The sequence below is a fragment of the Exiguobacterium alkaliphilum genome, assembly GCF_018138125.1.
Lineage (GTDB): Bacteria > Bacillota > Bacilli > Exiguobacteriales > Exiguobacteriaceae > Exiguobacterium > Exiguobacterium alkaliphilum.
In genome coordinates this window covers 2408210-2430463 of the sequence record NZ_CP073101.1, presented here as the reverse complement: position 1 = coordinate 2430463, position 22254 = coordinate 2408210, and the positions used below count along the sequence as shown (strand labels likewise).

Sequence of the window (22254 nt, the reverse complement as noted above, 5' to 3'; positions counted from 1 at the left end):
TTTTAACTAAATCAGGCGAGAATTCTCCCTCCTCTAAGCGTCTCGGGGCGAAGCCCAGCGTAGGTGGGAGATGAATCGCCTGTGTTAGCAAGATTGTATGCGCTTGGTATAATGGATGTAACCAATCAAAAGGACTGGACTATCAATGAAAATGGATACAAACAAACATTCAGTCTTCCTCCTGAACTACCACCTCGTCCTGGTGGTCAAATATAGACGCAAGGTGATCGATGACGCCATCTCGGGGTTCGCGAGACAGACGTTCGAACGGATCGGCGCGTCATACCATATCACACTGAGCGAATGGAATCATGACGGTGATCATATCCATGTGTTGTTCAAAGCTCACCCGAACACAGAGATGTCGAAGTTTCTGAACGCCTACAAGAGCGCCAGCAGCCGACTGATCAAACGAGACTTTCCACACGTCAAGAGACGACTGTGGAAAGAAATGTTCTGGTCCCGGAGCTACTGCCTCGTGACGACCGGCGGTGCGACGATCGACGTCATCAGGCAATACATCGAAAAACAAGGAGAGGAGTGATCACTTTGCTGAAGGCGTACAAGTTTCGACTATACCCGACAAAGCCACAACGAGAACACTTCATGAAGACGTTCGGTTGCGTCCGTTTCGTCTACAACAAGATGCTCGAGGAACGGATCCGGTTATATGAAGAGTCGAGGCTGAACCCTGACGCGAAGCAGAAGCTCCCGACCCCGGCGAAGTACAAGCCCGAGTTCCCTTTCTTGAAAGAGGTCGACAGTCTATCCCTGGCGAACGCCCAGATGGACTTGAACAAGGCGTATGCCAACTTCTTCCGCGACAAGTCTGTCGGGTTCCCGAAGTTCAAATCGAAGCACGGCGACCGCGCCTCCTACACGACCAACAATCAGAACGGGAGCGTCCGGATCGAGGACGGGAAGGTGAGACTCCCTAAGGTGGGGTTCGTGCGGTTCAACCAACATCGTCCTTTCGAGGGGATCATCAAGTCCGCGACGGTCTCGATGACGAAGACGGGCAAGTTCTTCGTCTCCATCCTTGTCAATCAAGGCGAGGAAAAATGGGTTCCTGCCAAGAACAAGATTGGGATCGATCTTGGTCTTGAGCACTTCGCCATCATGACAAATGACGAGATGGTTTCTGAGAAGATTGACAATCCTCGTTTCCTTCGCAAGTCAGAAGAGAAGGTCAAGAAGGCGCAGCGCGCTCTGTCACGAAAGAAGATCGGAAGCAAGAACAGAGAGAAGGCCAAGCTGATCCTCGCCAAGAAACACGAGAAAATCGCAAACCAACGCAAAGACTTCCTTCATAAACTGTCGAAACAAATCGTTGACGAGAACCAAGTCATCGTCGTGGAGACGCTGAAGTCGCAAAATATGATGAAGAACCACAGGATCGCCAAATCGATCGCAGATGTCAGTTGGTACGAGTTTGTTCGACAGCTAGAATACAAATGCAAGTTCTACGGACGGACTCTTATCAAAGCGGATCAGTGGTTTGCATCGACGCAAATCTGCTCTTCCTGTGGATCAAAAGGCGAGAAGAAAACAGTGGATGTCCGTGAATGGACGTGTACGTGTGGCGCTCATCATGACCGCGACATCAATGCGAGCATCAACCTGTTGATGTTGGCAGACTGAAATACCTTCAGGGCAGGGACTTGCCCGACGAGCTTGGTAAACAATCGTGGCTAGTAAACGTGCGGTCTTCCCAAGAAGCTCCCACTTCAATTTGCGAAGCGAATAAGTGGCGAGTAGTTCACAAACTTGTCCGTCAAGCCGAACGACATCATAATCCCGAATGAGACGAGAAACGTGAACGGCCAACGTGGCTCAACATAGACGGCCGTCAAGTAGGCGGACGTGGCGACGAGCGCGCCGAAGAACTGCAACGCGATGAAACGACGGACGTAGGTAGGCGAACTATGCTTTCGATAAACGATACTCGACACGACAAGGTCGATGAATAAAATCAATAGCACACCGAGATACAGGGTGAGCAGCGGGTTTGCCGTCCACGCCTCAGGCAACCAGCTCGGATTCGTCTCGGCATAGCCCACCGTCTGGTCCGCCCCTTGAAAGGTGAGTTCGAGGCCGAGAAACAAGACAGTAAGAAACGCAGTCGTGCGCACGACGTTCCGCTGCCGTGTATATGCATGAAACATGAATCCCATCCTCCTTTATTTATCGTACGAACGGAGGATGGGACAAGTTTCACTTAAATTAACTTTTTAATGGCGGATTCGATCTCGGCCGGCGTCGTCTGCGGGGAGAACCGTTCGATGACGTTTCCTTGGCGGTCGACGAGGAACTTCGTAAAGTTCCATTTGATTGCCTTCGAGCCGAGTAGTCCCGGTGCTTCCTTCGCTAAGTATTGGAAGAGTGGATGCGCGTCTTTCCCGTTGACGTCGACTTTGGCGAACATCGGGAACGACACACCATAGTTCAACTGACAAAACTCGTTAATCTCTTCGTTCGTCCCTGGGTCTTGATGGCCGAACTGATTGCACGGGAAGCCGAGCACTTGGAGTCCTTGGTCTTTATATTGCGCGTACAACGTCTCGAGGCCGTCGAGTTGCGGCGTGAAGCCGCACTTGCTTGCCGTGTTGACGATTAATAGTACGTCTCCCTCATATTTCGATAATGGTTGGAGCTTACCGCTCATGTCTGTCGCTTCGTATTGATAGATCATTATGTTTCCCCCTTTGCCTCTAGTATAGCAAGCGCGTTTCCCATGTACGACTTTAAATCGGTTGTCCGCAATCAAATTGTCACGAAACGATGATGCCCTTGTTACAATGTAATGGGAGGAAACTCGTATAATGAAGCTCGCAGACAGAAAGGATCGATGTTATGTACATATTGAAAAATGAATTTATTTGGATCACTCTCATTCTCGTCGGCTTATTCTTCTCGAGCGCGACACCTTATTCGGAGCAGAGCATCGTTTCACCGCTCGAACGGTTCGAATGGGGATGGGCCGAGCCGATGCTCGGAAACGTGGATTTCGATTACGCGGGAGACCCGGTCTCACTCGAGACGAAAGGAACGGTCGGCTTGATTGAATTTTTGATTCGAAAAGCCGCGCACTTCACGGTCTTCTTCGTCCTCGGCGCGCTTTTCGTCAAAGCCGTCTCGCGTACTCGTATTCATGCCGGGCTTACGCTCTTGTTCGCTTGGGCGCTTGCGACCACGGTCGGCGTATATGACGAGTTCCATCAGAGCTTGACGCCGGAGCGGACGCCGCTCATCCAAGACGTCGTCTTAGACAGCTTCGGTGCGCTATGTGGGGTCGTGCTCCTCGGTGGCCTCTATTTAGTGAAACGGCGAAAGCGTAAATCGCGATCAGGCTACATGATGACAAGGTAAAACAAAAATGTATAAGGTTGTTATGTGAAAAGCGCATCTAGAAGCGCTTTTCTTTTTTTATACGGAGAACTTGTGACAGAAAAATGAGCAAGTCTGCCTATATACCCACGTTTTTTAAGCGATAAAACCTAAATCAGGTCAATGTAACGCGAATGAAATATAAGTGTAAAATAATTTCAGGTTTAGATTGCTATAATGAGTCTCAGAGCGAGAACGAAATCTCGTCAAAATTCGACAAACTAACGAATCTATTATAGATAGAAATACACACGACTCAGCGGAGGGAAGCACATTGGTTAACTTGAAGAAACTTGCGGCAACCGTCACTTTAGGGACTCTTCTCATCAGCGGCACGACTCCTGGTTTTGCGGCGTCACTCACAGACAAGCAAAAGAAAGTCCAGCAGCAACAACAACAGAATAGTTCTGAACAGTCAAAAGCGAACGCATCGATTCAATCGCGTGAGCAAGCAATCAGCAAAGAGCAGCAAGAGATCAACAAGTTAGATGCTGAACTCCAAGACGTCATCAACGATGTCGCTCAGAAAAAAGCTGAGATTCGTGCCACTGAAGAAAAAATTAAAAAGCTTCAAGCACAAATTAAAAAGTACGAAGCAAAAATGAAAGCCCAAGAAGAGCTCATGAAAGAGCGGATGGCGACGATGCAAAAGAATGGTGGCTCGTCAGTCAACTGGGCTGAGTTCATCTTCGGTTCTAAAGACTTCGGTGATTTGATCACACGTATGATCACAGCTGGTACGATTCAAGAGAACGACCAACAGATCTTCGAAGAATACGAAGCAACGAAAGAAAAACTCGCGAAAGCGCAAGCTGATTTGAAAGCGGAACGCGATTCACTCGTGAAGCAAAAAGAAGAACTTGAAAAACGTCAGAAAGAGCTCGATCAAAAAATGAAAGAGCGCGCTGCGAAAATCAAGAAACTTGAAGCTGAAAAAGTCAAGTTTGAATCGAAACTCATGAGCCTTCAAGAGATGGAAGATACGCTCAAAGCTCAAGAACAAGCGATCCAATCAGAAATCGAAGCGCAACGTCGTGCTGAAGAAGAAGCACGTCGTGCAGCGGCAGCAACTGCTGCGGCGAAAAAACAACAAGGTTCAAGCTCGAATAGCGGTTCAAGTGCTTCAACAGCACCGGTAGCGTCTGCACCAGCAAGCGGTGGCATGTTCCAACGTCCAGCAAGCGGTCGCCTCACACAAGGATGGGGTCCAGCAAGCGGAGCGAACGGCTACTCGTTCCACAACGCTCTTGATATCGCAGGTCCAGTCGGTACACCGATCTATGCAGCACAAACAGGTACGGTCCTCCGTGCAGGTTGGAGTGGCGCATACGGAAACCAGGTCATGATCGCACACGTGATCAACGGACAAGTATGGACGACAGTATATGCTCACATGAACTCAATATCCGTTTCTGCGGGTCAACGCGTGTCACAAGGACAAAACATTGGCGGCATGGGTAGCACAGGGAACTCGACAGGTTCACACCTTCACTTCGAGATTCACCGTGGTGGCTACTCGTACTCTTCATCGAGCGCGGGAAGCACAGTCAACCCAGCATTATTCTTCTAAACATAAAGACAGTGATCGACAAACGCGTCGATCACTTTTTTGTTGCCCGGTAACTGATGAACGTCAACAGCGCGGCCCCGATGACGCTCAACCAGAGCGTATCCCAATTCGGGTCGACAAGGACGCTCATGCCGCCGACAATCATCATATAAGCGACGACCGAGCCGATGAGGACGGTCGCTACGACGTGACGGACCCGTTTCGGGATTTGATTCCACCAATGCCTCATAAAAATCGCCTCCACCTATCAGTATAGGGGAGGCGGGACGATTCATCTAGCGAGTCGGATCCATGAAGATTCCATGATCGGTTCGTACCCGACCTCTTGATAAATCTTATTTGACGTCGGATTGGTCAAATCGGTGTAGAGCGTACAGAAGCGTTTCGTCTTCAACAGCTCACGGCTGAGCGCGGCGACGATGGAGCGTCCATAGCCGTTCCCCCGTTGCCCAGGTACGGTATAAACGAACGAGACGGTGACGCCGTTCTCCGTCGGCCTTGAACGTTTCGCGCATGAGACGGGCATACCGTCGACTTCCCAAATGACGGCGTCATCGTTCTCGATCAACATGGTGACGGTACGGACCACTTTTTCTGCCTCGGACGGGTCGAGTCCCGAATCTCGTTCGAAGGCACGAAACCAGTTCTCTAGGAGCGCTTGATCGCGTGTCGTCGCGTGACGCATCGACCCGTCCGCCATCTCGATATCGTTCACGCGGTCGAGCCGATATAGGCCTTGTGCCATGAAAGGCGAGACGTTTTGTCCGGTATGTTCGCGCCAGAGCTTGGCGAACGTCTCAGCGTGGACGCGTTCCGACACGATTTCGGTGAACGGGATATCCCGTTCTAGTAATGCCGGGATAGCCGTCTCATGTACGTCGTGTGCCCGTGAAGCGTCCACGATGACATAGTTGAGCGGATGCGGGGGCGTGACTTGTATGATGGCGAGCAATTGCCCGTCGTCCTCGACCGTCAATTGGTGGTACGTGGAATAGACGCCGCGCTGGATGTTCCCGAGGATGCCAATCATCAGACTGTGCTCAGCTTCTCGCTTCATCAATTCCGGCAAGACGCGTTCCGCGAACGCGTCGGGATTGTCCCAAATCGTAAATTCCATATAGCTTCCTCCTTTTTATGTAAGAAAAACGGGCAAACCGTGAGGCTTGCCCGTTGAGCACGTTATGCGATTTCTTCTCGAGCTTTTGGATCGTCAAGAAGTTTCGTATGACGTTTGAAGTAGTGGACGATTTTCGCGATGGCACCGTCACCTGTGACGTTCGTCGCTGTACCGAAGCTATCTTGCGCCAAGTAGAGCGCGATGACCAAGCTTTGCATCGTCGCGTCGAAGCCGAGGATTGAACCGAACAGTCCGAGTGAGGCCATGACGGCTCCACCAGGGACACCTGGTGCCGCGATCATCGTCACGCCTAGGGCGAGGATGAACGGGAGTACGATCGCGTATGACATCGGCATGCCGTTCAAGTACATGAGCGCGACACCGACCGACGTGAGCGTGATCGTCGAACCAGACAAGTGGATCGTCGCACAGAGTGGAACGACGAAGTTGGCGACGCCTTCGTCGACGTTGTTCGCTTTCGCTTGGCGAAGCGTGACCGGGATTGTTGCTGCCGATGATTGCGTCCCGATGGCTGTGAAGTAAGCCGGCATCATCGTCTTCAAGAGACGAAGCGGGTTCTCTTTGTTGAGGCCGCCTGCGATCGAGTATTGAATCAAGAGAATCGTCAAGTGAAGAACGATAATCGTGACGAAGACGAGCGAGAACACCGAGAGGATCTCGGCGACTTGACCGGCGTACGTCATGTTCATGAAAATTCCGGCGATGTGAATCGGTAAGAGTGGAATGATGACTTTGCTGATGACAAGTTCAATGATATCGCGGAAGTCCATGGCAAGGTCGAGTGAGCGCTTGCTTTCAATCGCGGCAATCCCGATTCCGATCACGAAAGCGAGGACGAGCGCGGTCATGACACCGAACACGGGTGGAATCTCGAAGTTCAAGAATCCGCTAAGTAGTGCTTCTTCTGGGTTTTCAGCTGACGCCGTATCGCGAGCCAAGATTTGCGGGAACAAGTTGCTTGTCGCGAAGTAAGCGAGTGTACCGGCGACGATTGTCGACAAGTACGCGATGACGGCCGTCAAACCGACGAGTTTGCCTGCCCCTTTTCCGAGCTCCCCGATGCCCGGAATGATAAAGGCGAGAATGATGAGTGGGATGGCGAAGCCTAAGAACTGCCCGAAGATCGTGTTGAACGTGACGAACGTCCGTACAATCCAGTTCTGACTTTCTGGTACGAGGCTCCCGATTAAAATACCAAATGCGATCGCGATGATGATGCGACCAAGAAGGCCAATTCGTAATTTCAAAAAAATCATCCTTTCTAAATGTGTGAATTGTTGCTATTTTCGCACATTTCCCGCTCGGTTGCCACCCTATCTTTCATAATTGAGAGAAGATTGACGTTTAACAACTTTCGAATAGGGTAACATAAATTGTTGTCGTACAAAAGGGAGGGGCTTCTTCTTTTCCTAATATACAATCGATGTTATGATTAATTTTGAATAGACGAAAAGGAGGGGTGACACGTGCAGGTACAACGAACAACGATCCACATCGCGGGTCAAGACTATACGATTGTGAGCGAAGAGCCAGCTGATCATGTGAGGGAAGTGGGCTTTCTCGTCGATAGTAAAATCCGTGAGATTCGTGAACAGTCCCCTCATCTAGACGCTCGTCAGGCGGCCGTTCTCGCCGCCATTCAAATCGCGAGCGATCACGTCAAATCTAAACGAAATATGGGAGAATAAATCACTTTATGGTTACTCTACTTATACTGTTTTTCTTGTTTATCGGGATTGTCAACGGTTTCCGCCGTGGGGCGATTCTGCAGCTCGGTCATTGGGTCGCGCTCATCATCAGTTTCTTCGTCGCCAACGCCTATTACCGGGACTTGGCTGAAGCGTTCAAGCTATGGATTCCTTATCCGTCGCAACTTGACGGGACGCTCCCGGGCGGTGTGCTCGACTTGAACTCGCTCTCAGGGATCGAGATGACGTTCTACAACGTCTTCTGGTTCGTCGTCTTGTTCGTTATCACGAAGCTCGTCTTGCATCTGATCTTGTCGATGCTCGACTTCTTGACGGACTTGCCGATTTTGCGTCAATTGAAAGGGATTATCGGCGCGGTGCTCGGATTCCTCGAGTCGTACGTCATCACGTTCTTCATCCTTTGGGTGATCGCGTTCGTCCCGATGGCCGGTGTCCAAAACGCCGTCGACAACTCGTCGCTTGCGACGTTCATCATTCAAGATACACCGTATCTTTCGGAATGGTTCTCGAATAAGATGCTGTGACACGACAGGCCGGAATGCAAGCAAGCGCTTGTGTCTCGGCCTTTTCTGTATGGATAAGGGGGAAAACTCATGAATAAAGTAGAAGCGATGATGCTGCTCGAAAAGATTGCGCAATACATGGAAATCAAGGGTGAGAATCCGTTCAAAATCAACGCCTTCCGAAAAGCCGCAACGGCATTAGAAAACTCAGAACTTGAACTCGACGAGATCGAGGATTTGACGACGATCCCAGGGATCGGCAAAGGGACGGCGGCCGTCCTCGAAGAATGGCGGGACACGGGCCGGAGCGAAGTACTCGAGTCGCTCCAAGCAGAGATTCCGTTCGGCTTGATGAAGCTGCTCAAGATCCAAGGGCTCGGCGGCAAGAAGCTCGCGCAGCTCCGCGAGATTGGCGTCGTCGACTTGGAGTCGCTCATCCGCGTCTTGGAAGATGGGACGGCGTCCGAGCTGCCGCGCTTTGGTGCGAAGAGCGTCGATAAGTTGCTCGCCGCGGCGAAGAACCTCGAGTCGCGCCCGGAGCGCCTATCGTACGCGATGATGCGCCCGGTCGTCGAAGAAATCGAGACCGTGCTTGAAGCTGAGGCGCTCGTGCTCCGCCATTCGGTCGGCGGCAGCTTCCGCCGCGCCGAGGAGACGTGTAAGGACTTGGACTTCATCATCGCGACCGAGGAACCGGTCGCACTCCGGGACAAACTGCTCGAGCTCCCGTTCATCAATGAAGTCATCGCGGCCGGGGAGACGAAAGTGTCACTCGTCCTCGAACGTGAAGAGATGGTGTCGGTCGACTTCCGGATGGTCGAGCCGGGCGCATTCGCCGCGACGCTCCACCACTTCACTGGCTCGAAAGACCATAACGTCCGCATGCGCCAGCTCGCCAAAGCAAAAGGCGAGTCGATCTCCGAGTACGGCGTCGAGACGGCGGACGGCCTCTGGCAACCGGAGACGGAAGCGGAGCTGTTCGAGCGCTACGGTCTGCCGTTCATCCCGCCTGAGTTACGAGAAGGACATCCTGAATTTGAGCATGACCTCTCGAAACTCGTGACCCTCGACGACATCAAGGCCGACGCCCACATGCATACGGTCTGGTCGGACGGGAAGCTCACGGTCGACGAGCTCGTCGCGGCGATGAAGGCCCGCGGCTATGAATGGATCGCCATCACCGACCACGGTAAGTATATGACGTTCGTCAACGGCTTGACTGAGGAACGGCTCGAGGCGCAAGGGGAAGAGATTCTCGAAGCCGCGAAGAAGCACGACATGCACGTGCTGCGCGGCGTCGAGATGGATATCCGGCCAGACGGCACGCTCGACTACGAGCCGGAATTCTTAGCGACGCTCGACTACGTCGTCGCCTCGATTCACTCGAAGATGGACCAATCGGTCGACGAGATTATGGCCCGGCTCGAGAACGCCTGTCGTTCGCCGTACGTCAACGTCATCGCCCATCCGACGGGTCGACTCATCGGACGTCGTGACGGGTATCCGATTGACGAGGAGCGCTTGATCGCCCTCGCGAAAGAGACGGGCACGGCGCTTGAGTTGAACGCCAACCCGAACCGACTCGACTTGACGGCCGCGACGCTGAAGAAAGCGAAGGCGGCCGGCGTCAAGCTGATGATCAACACCGACACACACCACCCGGACATGATGGAAGATATGGCGCTCGGCGTCTTGCACGCCCGTAAAGCCTATCTCGAACCGTCCGATATCATCAACTGCCTCTCGTTTAAGGACGCTAAGGCGTTCTTTGACGCGAAGCGACAGAAAGGAACATGCTAGATGGATCACGCGTTACGCGTTTTAGAATATGAAAAATTGCGCCAACAGCTCGCCGCTCACGCTGCGAGCTCGCTCGGGAAAGACCGGGCGCTTTCGATGCAACCGGATTACTCGTACGACCGGGTGCTCGCGAATTTGAACGTCACGAAAGAGGCGACCGAGGTCGTCCGTCTCCGTGACCGACTCCCGCTCGGTGGCTTGACCGACGTCCGCGCCGAAGTGAAACGGGCCGCCATCGGCTCGGTGCTCTCGACGAGTGAACTGCTCGCCGTCGCCGCCGTCATGTACAGCGGCCGCCAAGTGAAGAACTTCTTTGAAAAGCTCCACGAAGACAACGAAGACCTCCGTATCCCGCGTCTCGACGAGTATGCGGAGCGCTTGACGAAACTGATTGAAGTCGAGCAGTCGATTCGCCACGCCATCGACGACCAAGGCACGGTCCAAGACTCGGCGAGCTCACAACTGCGCGGTCTCCGGACGCAGCTCCGTAGCTATGAAGGGAGCGTCCGGTCGCGCATCGACAACATCCTTCGCAACAACGCCAAGATGTTGTCGGACGCCATCGTCACGATTCGGAACGACCGTTACGTTGTCCCGGTGAAACAAGAGTACCGCCAAGCGTTCGGCGGAATCGTCCACGACCAGTCGGCTTCGGGTCAGACGCTCTTCATCGAGCCGCAGGCGATTGTCTCGATCAACAACGAGATTCAAGAAGTGCGCTTGAAAGAGCGCGCCGAGATTGACCGCATCTTGAGCGAGCTGTCGAACCTCGTCGGCGGTGTTGCCGATTCGATCGTGACGAACCTCGACGTGCTCGCCACGCTCGACTTCGTGTTCGCGAAAGTCGCGTACGGCCATGAGTTGAAGGCGACCGAGCCGAAGTTGAACGACGCCCGGGAAATTAAGCTGAATCAGGCGCGTCACCCGTTCATCCCTCGCGACGAGGTCGTGCCGATCACGGTCGAGCTCGGCGAAGCATTCACCTCGCTCGTCATCACCGGGCCGAACACCGGTGGGAAGACGGTCACACTCAAGACGATCGGTCTGCTTCAGCTCATGGTGCAGTCCGGTCTCTACGTACCGGCCGAGTTCGGGACGGAGCTGTCCGTCTTTGACGCCGTCTACGCCGATATCGGGGACGAGCAGTCCATCGAGCAGAGTCTCTCGACGTTCAGCTCGCACATGACGAATATCGTCAGCATGCTCGACAAGATCGACTTCATGTCACTCGTCTTGTTCGATGAGCTCGGGGCCGGGACCGACCCACAAGAAGGGGCCGCACTCGCCATCGCCATCCTCGACGAAGTGAAGCGCCGTGGCGCCCGTGTGGCCGCGACGACGCACTACTCGGAACTGAAGGCGTACGCCTATAACCGGGAGGGCGTCATGAACGCCTCGATGGAGTTTGATATCGAGTCGCTCAGCCCGACGTACCGTCTGTTGATCGGTGTGCCGGGACGTTCGAACGCGTTCGAGATTAGCCGTCGCCTCGGGTTGTCCGAGGACGTCATCGACAAGGCGCGGAGCCACGTCGGCACCGACGCCGAGTCGGTCGAATCGATGATTAACGAGCTCGAGTCGGCGAAACAACGCGCCGAGCAACTCGAACAAGAGTTGATCGTCAAGCGCCACGACCTCGAAGAAGAGCAGGCGGCGTTCGAGGCGAAGATGACGGAGTTCGAGAAAGAACGCGACACGATGTATAGCGAAGCCGAGGCGAAAGCCGACAAAGCGGTCGAGCAGGCGAAACGTCAAGCGAACGAAGTCATCGACCGCCTGAAGAAGCTGCGCGAGCAGGGCATCGTCAAAGAGCACGAGATTATCGCCGCGAAGAAAGAACTCGAATCGGCGAAACCGACGCTCCAAGAGAAAAAGATCCAAAAAGTGAAACAAAAAGCGCAACAGAAACGTACGTTCAGTAAAGGCGAAGAAGTGAAAGTGACGACGTTCAACCAAAAAGGCTATATCGTGAACCAGATCAACGACAACGAGTACAACGTCCAGGTCGGGATCATGAAAGTGAACGTCAAAGCGGACGACCTTCAGAAGATCGGACCGTCGAAAGAGCAGCCGCTCAAAGCGAAAGGCAGCTCGTTGAAGCGTCAGAGCACGACGAAGTCGGAGCTCGACTTGCGCGGGGTTCGCGTCGAGGAAGGACTCTCGCGCCTAGACAAATATATCGACGAGGCGCTCGTGTCCGGGTACGACAACGTCCGCATCATCCATGGTCTTGGGACCGGCGCGATGCGACAAGCGACGCAAGAGTACCTAAAAGGACATCGTCACGTGAAGAGTCAGCGCCCCGGTGGGATGGGGGAAGGCGGACTCGGAGTCACGGTCGTCGAACTGAAGTGAGGGGAACATGGTAATGGGGAATGTGAACGTGAACGTCTTGCTTGAGTCGTTCGGTCTTTATACGATTGCCGGGCTCATGATTGTCGTCGGTCTCGCCATCTTCGAGGTGACGACGCCGTACAGCAATTGGCGCGAGGTTCAGAAAGGCAATATCGCCGTCGCACTCGCGACCGGCGGAAAAATCGTCGGTCTCGCCAATATCTTCCGCGTCGTTGAGAGCCATCACGATCGGTTGGTCGACATTTTGGTCGGCGGGGGCTTCGGCTTCTTCTTGCTCCTCGTCACGTATTGGTTGTTTGAATTTTTGACCCCGTCCTTGAAGGTGAACGAAGAGATCGGGAGAGGGAACATCGCCGTCGGACTTTTGGCCTTCCTCCTCTCAATCGGTGTCTCGCTCATCGTCGGTGCGGCGTTAGTGAGGTGAAGACATGGTATATGAACGATTAGCGAAGATTCTCTTCATCGGGGCCGGCCTGTTTTTAGTGGCCGCGGCACTGTGGTTTATCTTTTATTGAGGGAAAGCGACGTTTTCGAACGTCGCTTTTTTTGAAAGGGGGAAACGGTTTGGCCATCGATTTGAAATTTTTGATGACGACCGAAGACTATGTGCTTGAGACGGAAGCATTTCAGATGAAAGGCGTCGACTATTATCCGCTCGAGTGGACGTTCTTCGGGGCAAATAACCCGACGATGCTCTTGACGTGGGACGCAGGACGGGACCGGATCCTCATCCGTTTCGAGCAATATGCGGTGTTTCTCGGGACGATTGAGGACCATAGTATGCACGAAGAAGGGCTACGCAATACCTACCCAATCGTGAAGCTGAAGACGTCCCGATTCACACGGTTCGCAGCAGAGCATATGGGGACAGAACGTGTCAACACGGAGCGGGGGACGCTTGCGCATTACGTCATCCGCACGTTCGAGCAAGAATTTCATGTCTTGGCTTACGAAGACCCAATCGTTGAAGACTTGGGGAAAGTCGGGGATACGGGTGTCGTTGTTGAAATCGTTGACGAGGCATGAGTTTATAGTGTGAAGCTTCGTACACTGAATCCATCCTCTCTGATAAATTTCACTTTTGCTATGTTAAAATTAGTAAAAGATAAAGAAAACAGAAGCTTTCAAAGTTATATTGAAGGTTGAAATGGATTGGGTGGGGGCGCTGTATGAGAACGCAATTTGAAGAATTAAAGATGTACGAGAGCTTTGACGAGCTGGCCAACGATGTTCTTGATCTCGCGAATGAAATTTTGCCCGAGCAAATGTTCTATCTGACGGCGTTTACGGATTCGCAACAGGTCATCTTGAAACTGTCTAATCAAAAATCATCGATTCAAATCACAGAAAATATGGTCGTGGATTTGAGCAATTCTGTCTGTGGTCGCATCGATTTCGAGAACAATCAACCGTTACGATATGAAGACGTCAAACGAGACTGTGATGTGGAGGAAGTGGAGCGTCTACTCGACGATGTGAACATCCGCTCTTATTTAGGCATCCCGATTTCGCTGACGAACGGTGAAAAGTTCGGTACGCTGTGTGCCGTCAATGACGAGGCGAGTCTGTTAGACCCTAGGAGTATCACGTTGTTGCAACGAATCGTGAAACTGTTCTCGTACTATTTAGAATTAGAACGATTCGTATGGCGGGACATGCTGACGGAGCTTTACAATCGGCGCTATTTGACGAAGTACTTCGAAGACCGCTCGAACGAGCACGGGGCGCTGTTCTTCCTCGACTTGGACGGATTTAAAAACGTGAACGATACATACGGCCATGACGTAGGAGACGTTGTCTTACAGGAAGTTGCGTGTAGACTCGAAACGATTGTAAACGAACAAAAAGAGGCGTTCGCCGTACGGCTAGGTGGCGATGAGTTCGTGCTTCACTTTTCGCGTTCCGCGAGTCTTGATGAATGGGGACGCATCGCCAATCAAATCATCGAAACGCTGAGCACGTGGGAGACAGCGTATCACGTCTCGGCGAGCATCGGCATCGTCACGTATACACGAGACGAACAGACGAGATTAGACACGCTGTTGAAACAAGCAGACGATGCCTTGTACCGAGCGAAATCTTCAGGGAAACGAACGTTCAAATTATAGGGGAAATGAGTGGAATCGGGTAAAGGTGTTAAGAGGGCGTATGGAGCAAGGGGAAAGGGAGTGAAGATGATGAAATCGTACGAGATTGAGTTTCATTTGATCAACGAAGAGATTTTGACGTATACGGTCGAGGCGGAGAGCCGCTATGCGGCGCTCGAATCGATTTATCAATCGTTCCGACACGCGTCGGACGGGTTCGTCCAGTTCGATGAGGAAATAATTTTGTTCCTCGATCACGTGGCGTATGTGAAGGCGTTTGAGATTGTGGAATAAAAGAAGCGACTCTTAACGGTCGCTTCTTTTATGTATTGAGTAGCTAAATTATTTACTACCGCCCTTAGTAAGAATCAATTCCAAGTACAGTGCAACTTTCTCTGAACGTGCATGAATGTTCTCTTTTGTCCATATTCCTTCTTCGGCATCGACAAACAACGATTTATTGATTACTTCGTACTGATGTACTTCTTTTCCGGATTTCATTGTCGAAACTAGCATATTGTTTAGTACTTGAGTTGTCCAAATTGACGAGCGAGCGTATACGAGACGTTTTTGATCAAAACTTTTATTCGAGAGAGCGGAGTTTTCATCGTTGTGTATTAGAGCAAAATTACCGATTCGATTCACGTATTCTTTATATTCATCAATATCTGAGAAACCCGAATCGATTATAAATTCTTCATTAACAGGTGTCCTCGGCATGATATGTTCTAATGTGATTTTCTTACTTCGATTTGATGTTAATAGCACGGCACTGTCTAAATGACCATACGATTCGATAAAACGTAGAAGGTCATACCCCTTCTTGTTATAATTTCCACGAGTATTCTCAAACCTTCGTGAAGCTACAGCATCCCTAGCCAGTTTTGCTTTTTCTTGAATGCGACGCTCTAATTCATTTGTAAACTGGAAGTATGCTCGATCTGAACCTTCTCTATCCAAAGTGGCGTAATATTTTTTGATTAGTGAGGGTATCTCAGCTTCAATGTAGTTTGTTTGAGTATAAGAGAAGATAACACTAGCTCCTAAGCGAATTGCTAGGTCAACGACTTCTGACTTACGTTGCTCCGATTCGTTGTAGAATGGGATTAGTATAGTTTGTGCTTGTTTCAGACTTAAAAGTTTGAACAAAATATCTAACAGATGTGTGTTTTTGATAAATCCATCAAATTCTTTTCGTTCAAGTTTTCCGTAAGTATAAGAAACGTCATGCATTTCTGAAACCATCATTAACACATTTTCTTTTGATGGGTTTAATTCAGAATAATAATTAAACAACTTATCTTTTCGAATATTCTCTCCAGTTGTTCCAACTAAGTAGTGTTTTAAGAAAGTCGAAGACTCAATCTTTTTCTTAGAATTTAGTGCAAGGTTATCATTAAACTTTCTCCATAATTCTGTAAATTTATCACGTTCATCTTCACTATAATGTTCTTTTGCCAAATTTTTAAGGAGCATATTTTTTATTAAATCTAAAGGTTCTAAATCTTTTCCGCGATTATTTAAGATTTCAAATAGCTGAAAAGCTTTAGATAGCGTAGGAGCGGTAGTTACGATAAGCATCACTTTATGTTTGATGTAATTCACAAATTTAGGTAGTTCTTGGTCACTTAACTTTGAGAGCTCTTCTTTTAAAACTTCATAGACTTCTTCAATCTGACTAGATTGTTGTTGATTATTTTTTGAGCTTGAATCTGGACGAATGATGTGTCGGTAAACACTTCCGAACTCTAGGCTCTTATGGTGTTGTATTTTGGAGTTTTTAAAATTCGCTTCATCATCAAATAAGCCATACCCTTTGTTTAATTCTCCACGCATATTCATCCACTTTTGCATAGTTTCAATACTATTGTCTTTTCGGTGAAGACGATAATCAATTGTTTCTTCTAGAACTTTGTATAATAAAGAAAGTGTAGTCAGTCGTTGTTGACCATCGATTACAATTTTGCTCGTTGTGGTTGCATCATTATTTATTAAAACGATATTTCCCAATAAGTATCCATCTAACGAAGAGCTTTCTTTTGTAAATTCTTCTGTATCCTCATTAAAGTCTTTAAATAATTGGGTGACTTCATTCTCACCCCAAACAAAGTCTCGTTGAAAATCAGGTATTTCATATACATAGTTGTTGTTAAATACATTAAAAATAGATTGAATTTCTGACGTTATCATAAAATACCTCCCTGCACTTAAAGCGCTATTCCAATTAATTGGATATAATGAAAGTATAATGTTTTATTGAATGCGGATCTACCATTGCGCCTTATAGAAAGGATGAACAAATAATGAAGCATTATAACAAACTGATTCGCGACCGCATCCCTGAAATCATTCATGAAGCAGGACGAATTCCTGTCGTCAAACACTTGAATCAAGCCGAACATTTCGAACAAGCGCGCTTAAAACTTTATGAGGAAATCAAAGAGTACGAAGAGACGAACATTGATGAAGAGTCACTCGAAGAACTTGCTGATATTTTGGAACTCGTCTATACGCTCGGGAAGATGCATGGTGCGAGCTTCGAAGAATTGAATCGCATCCGTGAGGAGAAGCGTGAGAAGCGAGGCGGGTTTGAAAAAGGTCTCTTCTTGGAAGAGGTCCTTGATCATGAGTGAGTTACGTCTGCATACGAGCCACTTACGAATTCCATTACAACACCAAATCAACGCGGCGACTGAAATTTATATGGTCGTCGCGTTTGCGCAAGTATCGGGCGTGCAAGAAATTGCAACTTCCCTTAAGGACGCAGTTAAACGCGGTGCGCAAGTCCGGATTCTAATTGGCGATTATCTCTATTTGACGAACCCGGATGCGCTGGAAATGTTAATGAACATTCAAGGCGTGGAACTGCGACTCTATCGATCCAAAGGTCAGTCATTCCATCCGAAGGCATACTTGTTCCGAACAGAAGATGGCGGAACGTTCTTTGTCGGTTCTTCCAATCTGTCGCATAGTGCCTTGAATCGAGGCGTCGAATGGAACGTCGAGATTCCAGCAAGTGTCTCGGAGGACGTGTTCGAGCAATCGGTCGATGCGTTTCATGATTTGTTTTACAGTGATTACGCCCAAATCATGAATGCCGTCTCGATACAGCCTTATCGTGAAGAGTACAATGCCCGTCAAGACCGGATGAAGGAAGCGGAGCAAATCGCAGAACCGACGCCGGTCTATATCGAGGACGATACAATCACACCGAATACGGTTCAAGATGCTGCGTTGACGTCGTTACGGGAGACGATGGACGAAGGTAGACGTAAAGCGATGCTCGTGCTCGCTACCGGACTCGGGAAGACGTACTTGAGCGCCTTCTTCGCCCGCCAGTTCAAACGAGTACTCTTCATCGCCCATCAGAAAGAGATTTTGCTTCAAGCAGAGAACTCTTTTAAAAGGGTCTCGAATGAATGGAAGACAGGGCTACTCCTTGGTGGTGACTCGAGAAACGAGGAATCGGCAGACGTCTTGTTCGCATCGATTCAAACGTTGGCCTCGAAACACCGAATGGAACAGTTCGAACCAGGTCAGTTCGATTTGATTATCGTCGACGAGTTCCATCACTCGGCGGCACCGTCTTATCGGCGTGTCTTGGACTACTTCGAGCCGAAATTCTTGCTCGGATTGACAGCGACGCCGGATCGGTTGGATGGGGGAGACGTCTACGCATTGTGCGATGACAATGTTGCCTATCAGATGCACTTCACTGAAGCAATTGAAGAGTCATATTTGACACCGTTCCATTATGTCGGTGTTTATGATGAAATTGACTATTCCCAGATTCGATTGATCAATGGTCGTCGCTATGATCAGGACGAACTGTTGGCGGAGCAGTTAAAGGAAAGTGTCGCTCAAAAAATCTTTGATGCCTGGCGAATGCATCACCAAACGCGAGCGCTCGGGTTCTGCTCGTCGGTCACTCAGGCTGAATATTTGGCTGACTATTTCCGGATGCAAGGCGTGCAGGCTGTCGCGTTACATAGCCAGACCGAATATGACCGAGCGGAAGTCATCCGTCAATTGAAAGAAGGACATCTCGATATCATCTTTGCGGTGAACTTGTTCAATGAAGGTGTCGATATTCCAGAAATCGATACACTCTTGTTTTGTCGTCCGACCGAATCGTTGACGGTTTTCACCCAACAGATTGGTCGTGGACTCCGCTTACTGAGCGGGAAGACGCATTGCACTATTATCGATTTGATTGGGAACTACAAGAACATCGATAAGAAGTTGGCGCTGTTGACGACAAAACGACAACCGGTCGTCAAGTCACTTCCGACAGGAGTGGATCTACCAAAAGGATGTACGATTGAATTTGATTTACACGCCATCGATTTGTTGAAGCGGATGGTGACACGGTCTTCGACGCGCCGACAACAGTTGGAGCGGAACTACTACATGGTAAAAGAAGAGTTGGGGAGAAGACCGAGTTACCTAGAGTTGATTCAACGAGGAGAATACTCAATCGATGCCTATCGTTCTGAATGGAAGAAAGATAGCGGCTTTTACGGGTTTCTCGACCGGATGGGTGAGCTAGATGATGAAGAGAGTCATCTGTTTGAAGAGTCGAAATCGTTGTTGCTTGAAGTGGAATACACGGACATGACGAAGAGCTATAAGATGATTGTGCTATCAATCATGCTAAGCCGTGGAATCGATGAATGGCTTCAACCACTTCCGGCGAGCGAGGCGGCTCGACCATTCTATGAGTTCATCAATACATTCCCATATCGGCAACAAATTGACGGGCAAACGAAAGACTTCCAATCCCCGTACCAGCAGAAACGGATTGAAAAGTTACTGTTACGGATGCCGTTTGATAAGATAGCGAAAGGACCGTTTTTCGTGTCAGAGGAGTCGTTACATATCGAGCCTATCGAAGCATATGCTCATCCTTTGATTTACGAATGGGTCAGTCAAATCGTTGAAGTGCGGTTGCATCATTACTTCAGTCGCAAAGCTTCAGAATGAGGGTGGCGTAATTATGGAAGAACGGCTTAAGCAGTTAATTCAGTACATAGATGAGTTCGATAGGCAGGGACCTTATAAAATGAATGTACTGAAGATTATGTTAGAGCGGGGTCCTCATGATTGGCATGCTCCAATTTCAATAACTGAACTAGCAAGACCTTATTATGACTTAGTTAGTAGCCAACACCGCTTTTACGCTCTCAAAAATATAAGCGAGGAATTTAAAGCTCCTTTCTCCGAAGCGAAAATGAAACGGCACTTAAAAACACTGCCATTGAAGTACCTATCGACTACTCCTACAAGAGTGAGCAATATTTCTCCGCCTTTTAAGTTAGTTGATGATATATTCTGTGTTAAGGAAGAATTTTGTATTGAGAGCGAATTTGCTCATGAAAGAATCGTCAGAGCGGTTGAACAAAAGTTTGAAGAGTATTTAGAAGTATTTAGTGAAAGGTGAGGGATAACTTGAAGCGCGCACTACTTCGCAAAATCCAATTCGCCCTCCAGCATCATGGCGGGAAGGCATCTTTGAAAGAAATTTATGACTACATCGAGAAGTCGTACTATCAACTCGAACTCGATCGGTACAAAGATTGGAAGGCGCACGTCAACAAACAAATTCGTGCCCACTCGAGTGATTCCGCAAGTTTCGCCGGGAAAGAAGACTTGTTTTATGCCACAGGAAATAAAGGCATTTGGGGTCTTCGCCAACCGAATAATTGACCGAAAGCGGGACCAATTCATTTGGTTCCGCTTTCAATCTTTACAATACGTCACACCCCCTTGTCACAAAATCGACAATACGTTACACTTCGAGACAGTGTGAAAAAAATGTATAAGGGGTTTATCCATGGAAATTGTTCAGCAGTTATCTCAAGTTCAATTACTCAACCAGTTTTGGTTGTTAATGGCCTTCGTCATCCCGATGGTCATCTTGTCACGGATGGTCGTGGCCGGTTCACGGTTCTCGCCAATCCTCGTCATCGTCATCTTCGGCCTCGGTCTCGGCTTCGTCATGGTCGAGATGGGCATCGCGACGCCGGGTCTCCCAGAATTCCCGCTCGTCGACTTTATGTCACGAACGACGATTATCGCGCTCGTCGTCTCGTTCTTCGTCGGGGGACAAGAGCTTCGTAAAATCTTAAGCAAGCAAGCGCTCGACGTAAAAGACATCGTCGTGCCGTCAAAAGAAGAGATGTTCCTCGGAACGGGACGGACGCAGTTCATCTTCATCCTCCGTTCGTTCTTCTTGCTCGTCGGACTAGAAGGGTTCTTCCGTATGATGATTCAACCGGGTACGGTGGAAGGGATCATGCTCTACTACCCGATTCTCGCGTTAATCGGTCTCGCGGCGTCGTTCCTCTTGATCGACCACAAGGCGCAAATCGACGACAAGCAGGTGTATATGCGTAAAGGTTTGATTGAGACGGTGATTCTTCTCGCCATCTTGTTCATCTCGTACGCGATTGCCATGCTCGTCCAACCCGTCATCGCGCTCCCGCAGATTTTCTTCGCGATGATCGTCTCGTCAGCACTCGGTGCCATCTGCCAAAACTGGACGTATGGCCCGACGGTTCGTGCGCTCCTCTTCGCCGGGATCCCGGTCGTCTTGGCAGCGAACTTCATGGTCGGGGGGTCACGCATCAGTGACGCGTTCGCCATCGAAGGTATGAACTCGGTCCTCTTCTACGGATTCTTCGGTCAATTGTTCTGGATGTTCGGTGGGATTGCGCTTCTCATGTGGTTCGCCCGCACGGCGCATATCCGTAACCTCGCACCAGGTATGGCCGGATCACTGTCGCACAGTGGTCTCACAGGCGCATGTACGGCTGGTGACTTCGGGAAAGTCGCAGCGAAACGTGCCCCGATCATGATCAACATCCCGTTCTTCGGTCACATCTTCGTCTTCTCGATTTTGGCAGTCAGTGCCGATAACGGGGCGCTCTGGATTTGGCCGACGGCGATCATCGCCTTGGTCGGTCTCACGCTCACGTTCCTCGCGCTCAAAAACTTGCGCGCTGCGAACGGCGAAGACTTCAAAGAAGTCAAGGCGCTCATGCAGTTCTCGTTCGGCTGGCAGATCATGGCCGTCTTCGGCGGACTCGTGCTCCTCAGCTTCAGCACGATCGCATTCGACTACTCGGCAATGGCCCAGTCGTCGGCGATCTCGCACTTCGGTCTCTTCGCGGCGATTCAAGGCGGCATGTTCGGGACGGAAGCTTCGCTTCTCATCCCGCTCATCTTCTCGATGCCGTTCCTCGTCCACCCGCTCGTGTTCTTCATGTTCGGGAAGGCGCTCGATAACAACGGCGAGATGCCACGCGTACCGGTTTACGCGATGGCGCTCATCGGTGTCCTCGGTGTGTCGGTCGCGATCATCGGACTATAAGCAAAACTCCGCTCCTACATCATGTAGGGCGGAGTTTTTTGTTCAGTTCACTTCCGTCACATGGAGCACCGGTTTCGCCGTCACGTAGTTGCCTACGTTTTGAGCGAACGCGATGAGGTCCGGGTTTTGGTTGTGTTGCTCGACGGCCGCTTGGTCGGCCCAGTTCTCGATCATGACGAACCGGTTCTCTGACGTCGTCGATTGGAACAGCTCATAGCTCAAGCAACCGGCTTCTTGTTTCGACGAATCGATGAGCTTGTTGATGTCCGCTAAGAAGCTGTCAAACGCGTCTTCTTTCACGTCGAAGATGGCATTGATTAGGATCATGTGGGG

At 50.1% G+C, this 22254-nt stretch carries 24 protein-coding genes; 17 read left to right on the top strand and 7 right to left on the bottom strand.

Going from position 1 to position 22254, the window contains the following annotated elements; all coding sequences use genetic code 11:
• Nucleotides 1–145: 145 nt before the first annotated feature.
• Nucleotides 146–544 carry an IS200/IS605 family transposase gene (gene tnpA / locus KB235_RS12550; RefSeq protein ID WP_211779814.1) on the top strand — a complete coding sequence of 133 codons (399 nt, stop codon included), beginning with the start codon at nt 146–148 and terminating at the stop codon, nt 542–544.
• A 5-nt stretch (nt 545–549) separates the two neighbouring features.
• Nucleotides 550–1641 (top strand): IS200/IS605 family element RNA-guided endonuclease TnpB, encoded by a 1092-nt coding sequence (gene tnpB, locus KB235_RS12545; RefSeq protein WP_211779813.1) that lies wholly within the window; start codon nt 550–552, stop codon nt 1639–1641.
• Between the two features lie 86 nt (nt 1642–1727).
• On the opposite strand, the gene KB235_RS12540 is transcribed toward tnpB, so the two are convergent.
• Nucleotides 1728–2165 carry a hypothetical protein gene (locus tag KB235_RS12540; protein ID WP_211779812.1) on the bottom strand — a complete coding sequence of 146 codons (438 nt, stop codon included), beginning with the start codon at nt 2163–2165 and terminating at the stop codon, nt 1728–1730.
• 53 nt (nt 2166–2218) lie between these two features.
• Nucleotides 2219–2695, bottom strand: a complete 477-nt coding sequence (locus KB235_RS12535; RefSeq protein WP_034816514.1) for a glutathione peroxidase — start codon at nt 2693–2695, stop codon at nt 2219–2221.
• A gap of 158 nt (nt 2696–2853) precedes the next feature.
• Between KB235_RS12535 and KB235_RS12530 the strand changes: the two genes are divergently transcribed.
• Nucleotides 2854–3369, top strand: a complete 516-nt coding sequence (locus tag KB235_RS12530) for a VanZ family protein (RefSeq protein WP_211779811.1) — start codon at nt 2854–2856, stop codon at nt 3367–3369.
• Between the two features lie 292 nt (nt 3370–3661).
• Nucleotides 3662–4957 carry a murein hydrolase activator EnvC family protein gene (locus KB235_RS12525; RefSeq protein WP_211779810.1) on the top strand — a complete coding sequence of 432 codons (1296 nt, stop codon included), beginning with the start codon at nt 3662–3664 and terminating at the stop codon, nt 4955–4957.
• Between the two features lie 31 nt (nt 4958–4988).
• On the opposite strand, the gene KB235_RS12520 is transcribed toward KB235_RS12525, so the two are convergent.
• The 3 genes from KB235_RS12520 to KB235_RS12510 form a co-directional block, all read right to left on the bottom strand.
• A complete protein-coding gene (locus KB235_RS12520; RefSeq protein ID WP_246514211.1) occupies nt 4989–5186 on the bottom strand; it encodes a hypothetical protein in 198 nt (65 codons plus the stop codon).
• Nucleotides 5187–5228: 42 nt separating this feature from the next.
• Entirely contained in the window at nt 5229–6074 is an 846-nt protein-coding gene (locus KB235_RS12515) for a GNAT family N-acetyltransferase (RefSeq protein ID WP_211779808.1), read from the bottom strand.
• A 62-nt stretch (nt 6075–6136) separates the two neighbouring features.
• On the bottom strand, nt 6137–7351 hold the full coding sequence (locus KB235_RS12510) for a dicarboxylate/amino acid:cation symporter (RefSeq protein ID WP_211779807.1): 1215 nt from the start codon (nt 7349–7351) through the stop codon (nt 6137–6139).
• Nucleotides 7352–7561: 210 nt separating this feature from the next.
• Between KB235_RS12510 and zapA the strand changes: the two genes are divergently transcribed.
• The 8 genes from zapA (at nt 7562) to KB235_RS12470 (ending at nt 14843) form a co-directional block, all read left to right on the top strand.
• The gene (zapA, locus tag KB235_RS12505; RefSeq protein ID WP_034809849.1) at nt 7562–7783 is read left to right on the top strand and encodes a cell division protein ZapA; all 222 of its coding nucleotides are present in this window, start codon (nt 7562–7564) and stop codon (nt 7781–7783) included.
• 8 nt (nt 7784–7791) lie between these two features.
• Nucleotides 7792–8328, top strand: coding sequence for a CvpA family protein (locus KB235_RS12500; RefSeq protein ID WP_034809848.1), 537 nt, complete (start codon nt 7792–7794; stop codon nt 8326–8328).
• Between the two features lie 69 nt (nt 8329–8397).
• A complete protein-coding gene (gene polX, locus KB235_RS12495; protein WP_211779806.1) occupies nt 8398–10107 on the top strand; it encodes a DNA polymerase/3'-5' exonuclease PolX in 1710 nt (569 codons plus the stop codon).
• Entirely contained in the window at nt 10108–12462 is a 2355-nt protein-coding gene (locus KB235_RS12490) for an endonuclease MutS2 (protein WP_211779805.1), read from the top strand.
• A gap of 7 nt (nt 12463–12469) precedes the next feature.
• Complete coding sequence (locus tag KB235_RS12485) at nt 12470–12886, top strand: DUF350 domain-containing protein (RefSeq protein ID WP_211779804.1); 417 nt, start codon at nt 12470–12472, stop codon at nt 12884–12886.
• A gap of 140 nt (nt 12887–13026) precedes the next feature.
• Nucleotides 13027–13488, top strand: a complete 462-nt coding sequence (locus tag KB235_RS12480; protein ID WP_211779803.1) for a hypothetical protein — start codon at nt 13027–13029, stop codon at nt 13486–13488.
• A 143-nt stretch (nt 13489–13631) separates the two neighbouring features.
• A complete protein-coding gene (locus KB235_RS12475) occupies nt 13632–14570 on the top strand; it encodes a sensor domain-containing diguanylate cyclase (protein WP_211779802.1) in 939 nt (312 codons plus the stop codon).
• 66 nt (nt 14571–14636) lie between these two features.
• A complete protein-coding gene (locus KB235_RS12470; protein ID WP_246514423.1) occupies nt 14637–14843 on the top strand; it encodes a hypothetical protein in 207 nt (68 codons plus the stop codon).
• A 48-nt stretch (nt 14844–14891) separates the two neighbouring features.
• Here the strand turns inward: KB235_RS12470 and KB235_RS12465 are convergent, their stop codons facing one another.
• The gene (locus tag KB235_RS12465; protein WP_211779801.1) at nt 14892–16739 is read right to left on the bottom strand and encodes a DUF262 domain-containing protein; all 1848 of its coding nucleotides are present in this window, start codon (nt 16737–16739) and stop codon (nt 14892–14894) included.
• A gap of 113 nt (nt 16740–16852) precedes the next feature.
• Here KB235_RS12465 and KB235_RS12460 point away from each other — a divergent pair, with 113 nt between their 5' ends.
• The 5 genes from KB235_RS12460 to KB235_RS12440 all read left to right on the top strand — a co-directional run bounded on the left by KB235_RS12460 (nt 16853) and on the right by KB235_RS12440 (nt 21921).
• A complete protein-coding gene (locus KB235_RS12460) occupies nt 16853–17182 on the top strand; it encodes a nucleoside triphosphate pyrophosphohydrolase (protein ID WP_211779800.1) in 330 nt (109 codons plus the stop codon).
• Nucleotides 17175–19532, top strand: a complete 2358-nt coding sequence (locus tag KB235_RS12455) for a DEAD/DEAH box helicase family protein (protein ID WP_211779799.1) — start codon at nt 17175–17177, stop codon at nt 19530–19532. Before KB235_RS12460 ends, KB235_RS12455 begins: the two co-directional genes overlap by 8 nt.
• A gap of 13 nt (nt 19533–19545) precedes the next feature.
• On the top strand, nt 19546–19989 hold the full coding sequence (locus tag KB235_RS12450; protein ID WP_211779798.1) for a hypothetical protein: 444 nt from the start codon (nt 19546–19548) through the stop codon (nt 19987–19989).
• Between the two features lie 8 nt (nt 19990–19997).
• A complete protein-coding gene (locus tag KB235_RS12445; RefSeq protein ID WP_211779797.1) occupies nt 19998–20255 on the top strand; it encodes a hypothetical protein in 258 nt (85 codons plus the stop codon).
• Nucleotides 20256–20382: 127 nt separating this feature from the next.
• On the top strand, nt 20383–21921 hold the full coding sequence (locus KB235_RS12440) for a hypothetical protein (protein ID WP_211779796.1): 1539 nt from the start codon (nt 20383–20385) through the stop codon (nt 21919–21921).
• A gap of 42 nt (nt 21922–21963) precedes the next feature.
• On the opposite strand, the gene KB235_RS12435 is transcribed toward KB235_RS12440, so the two are convergent.
• A complete protein-coding gene (locus KB235_RS12435; protein WP_034816396.1) occupies nt 21964–22248 on the bottom strand; it encodes a putative quinol monooxygenase in 285 nt (94 codons plus the stop codon).
• Nucleotides 22249–22254: the final 6 nt, after the last annotated feature.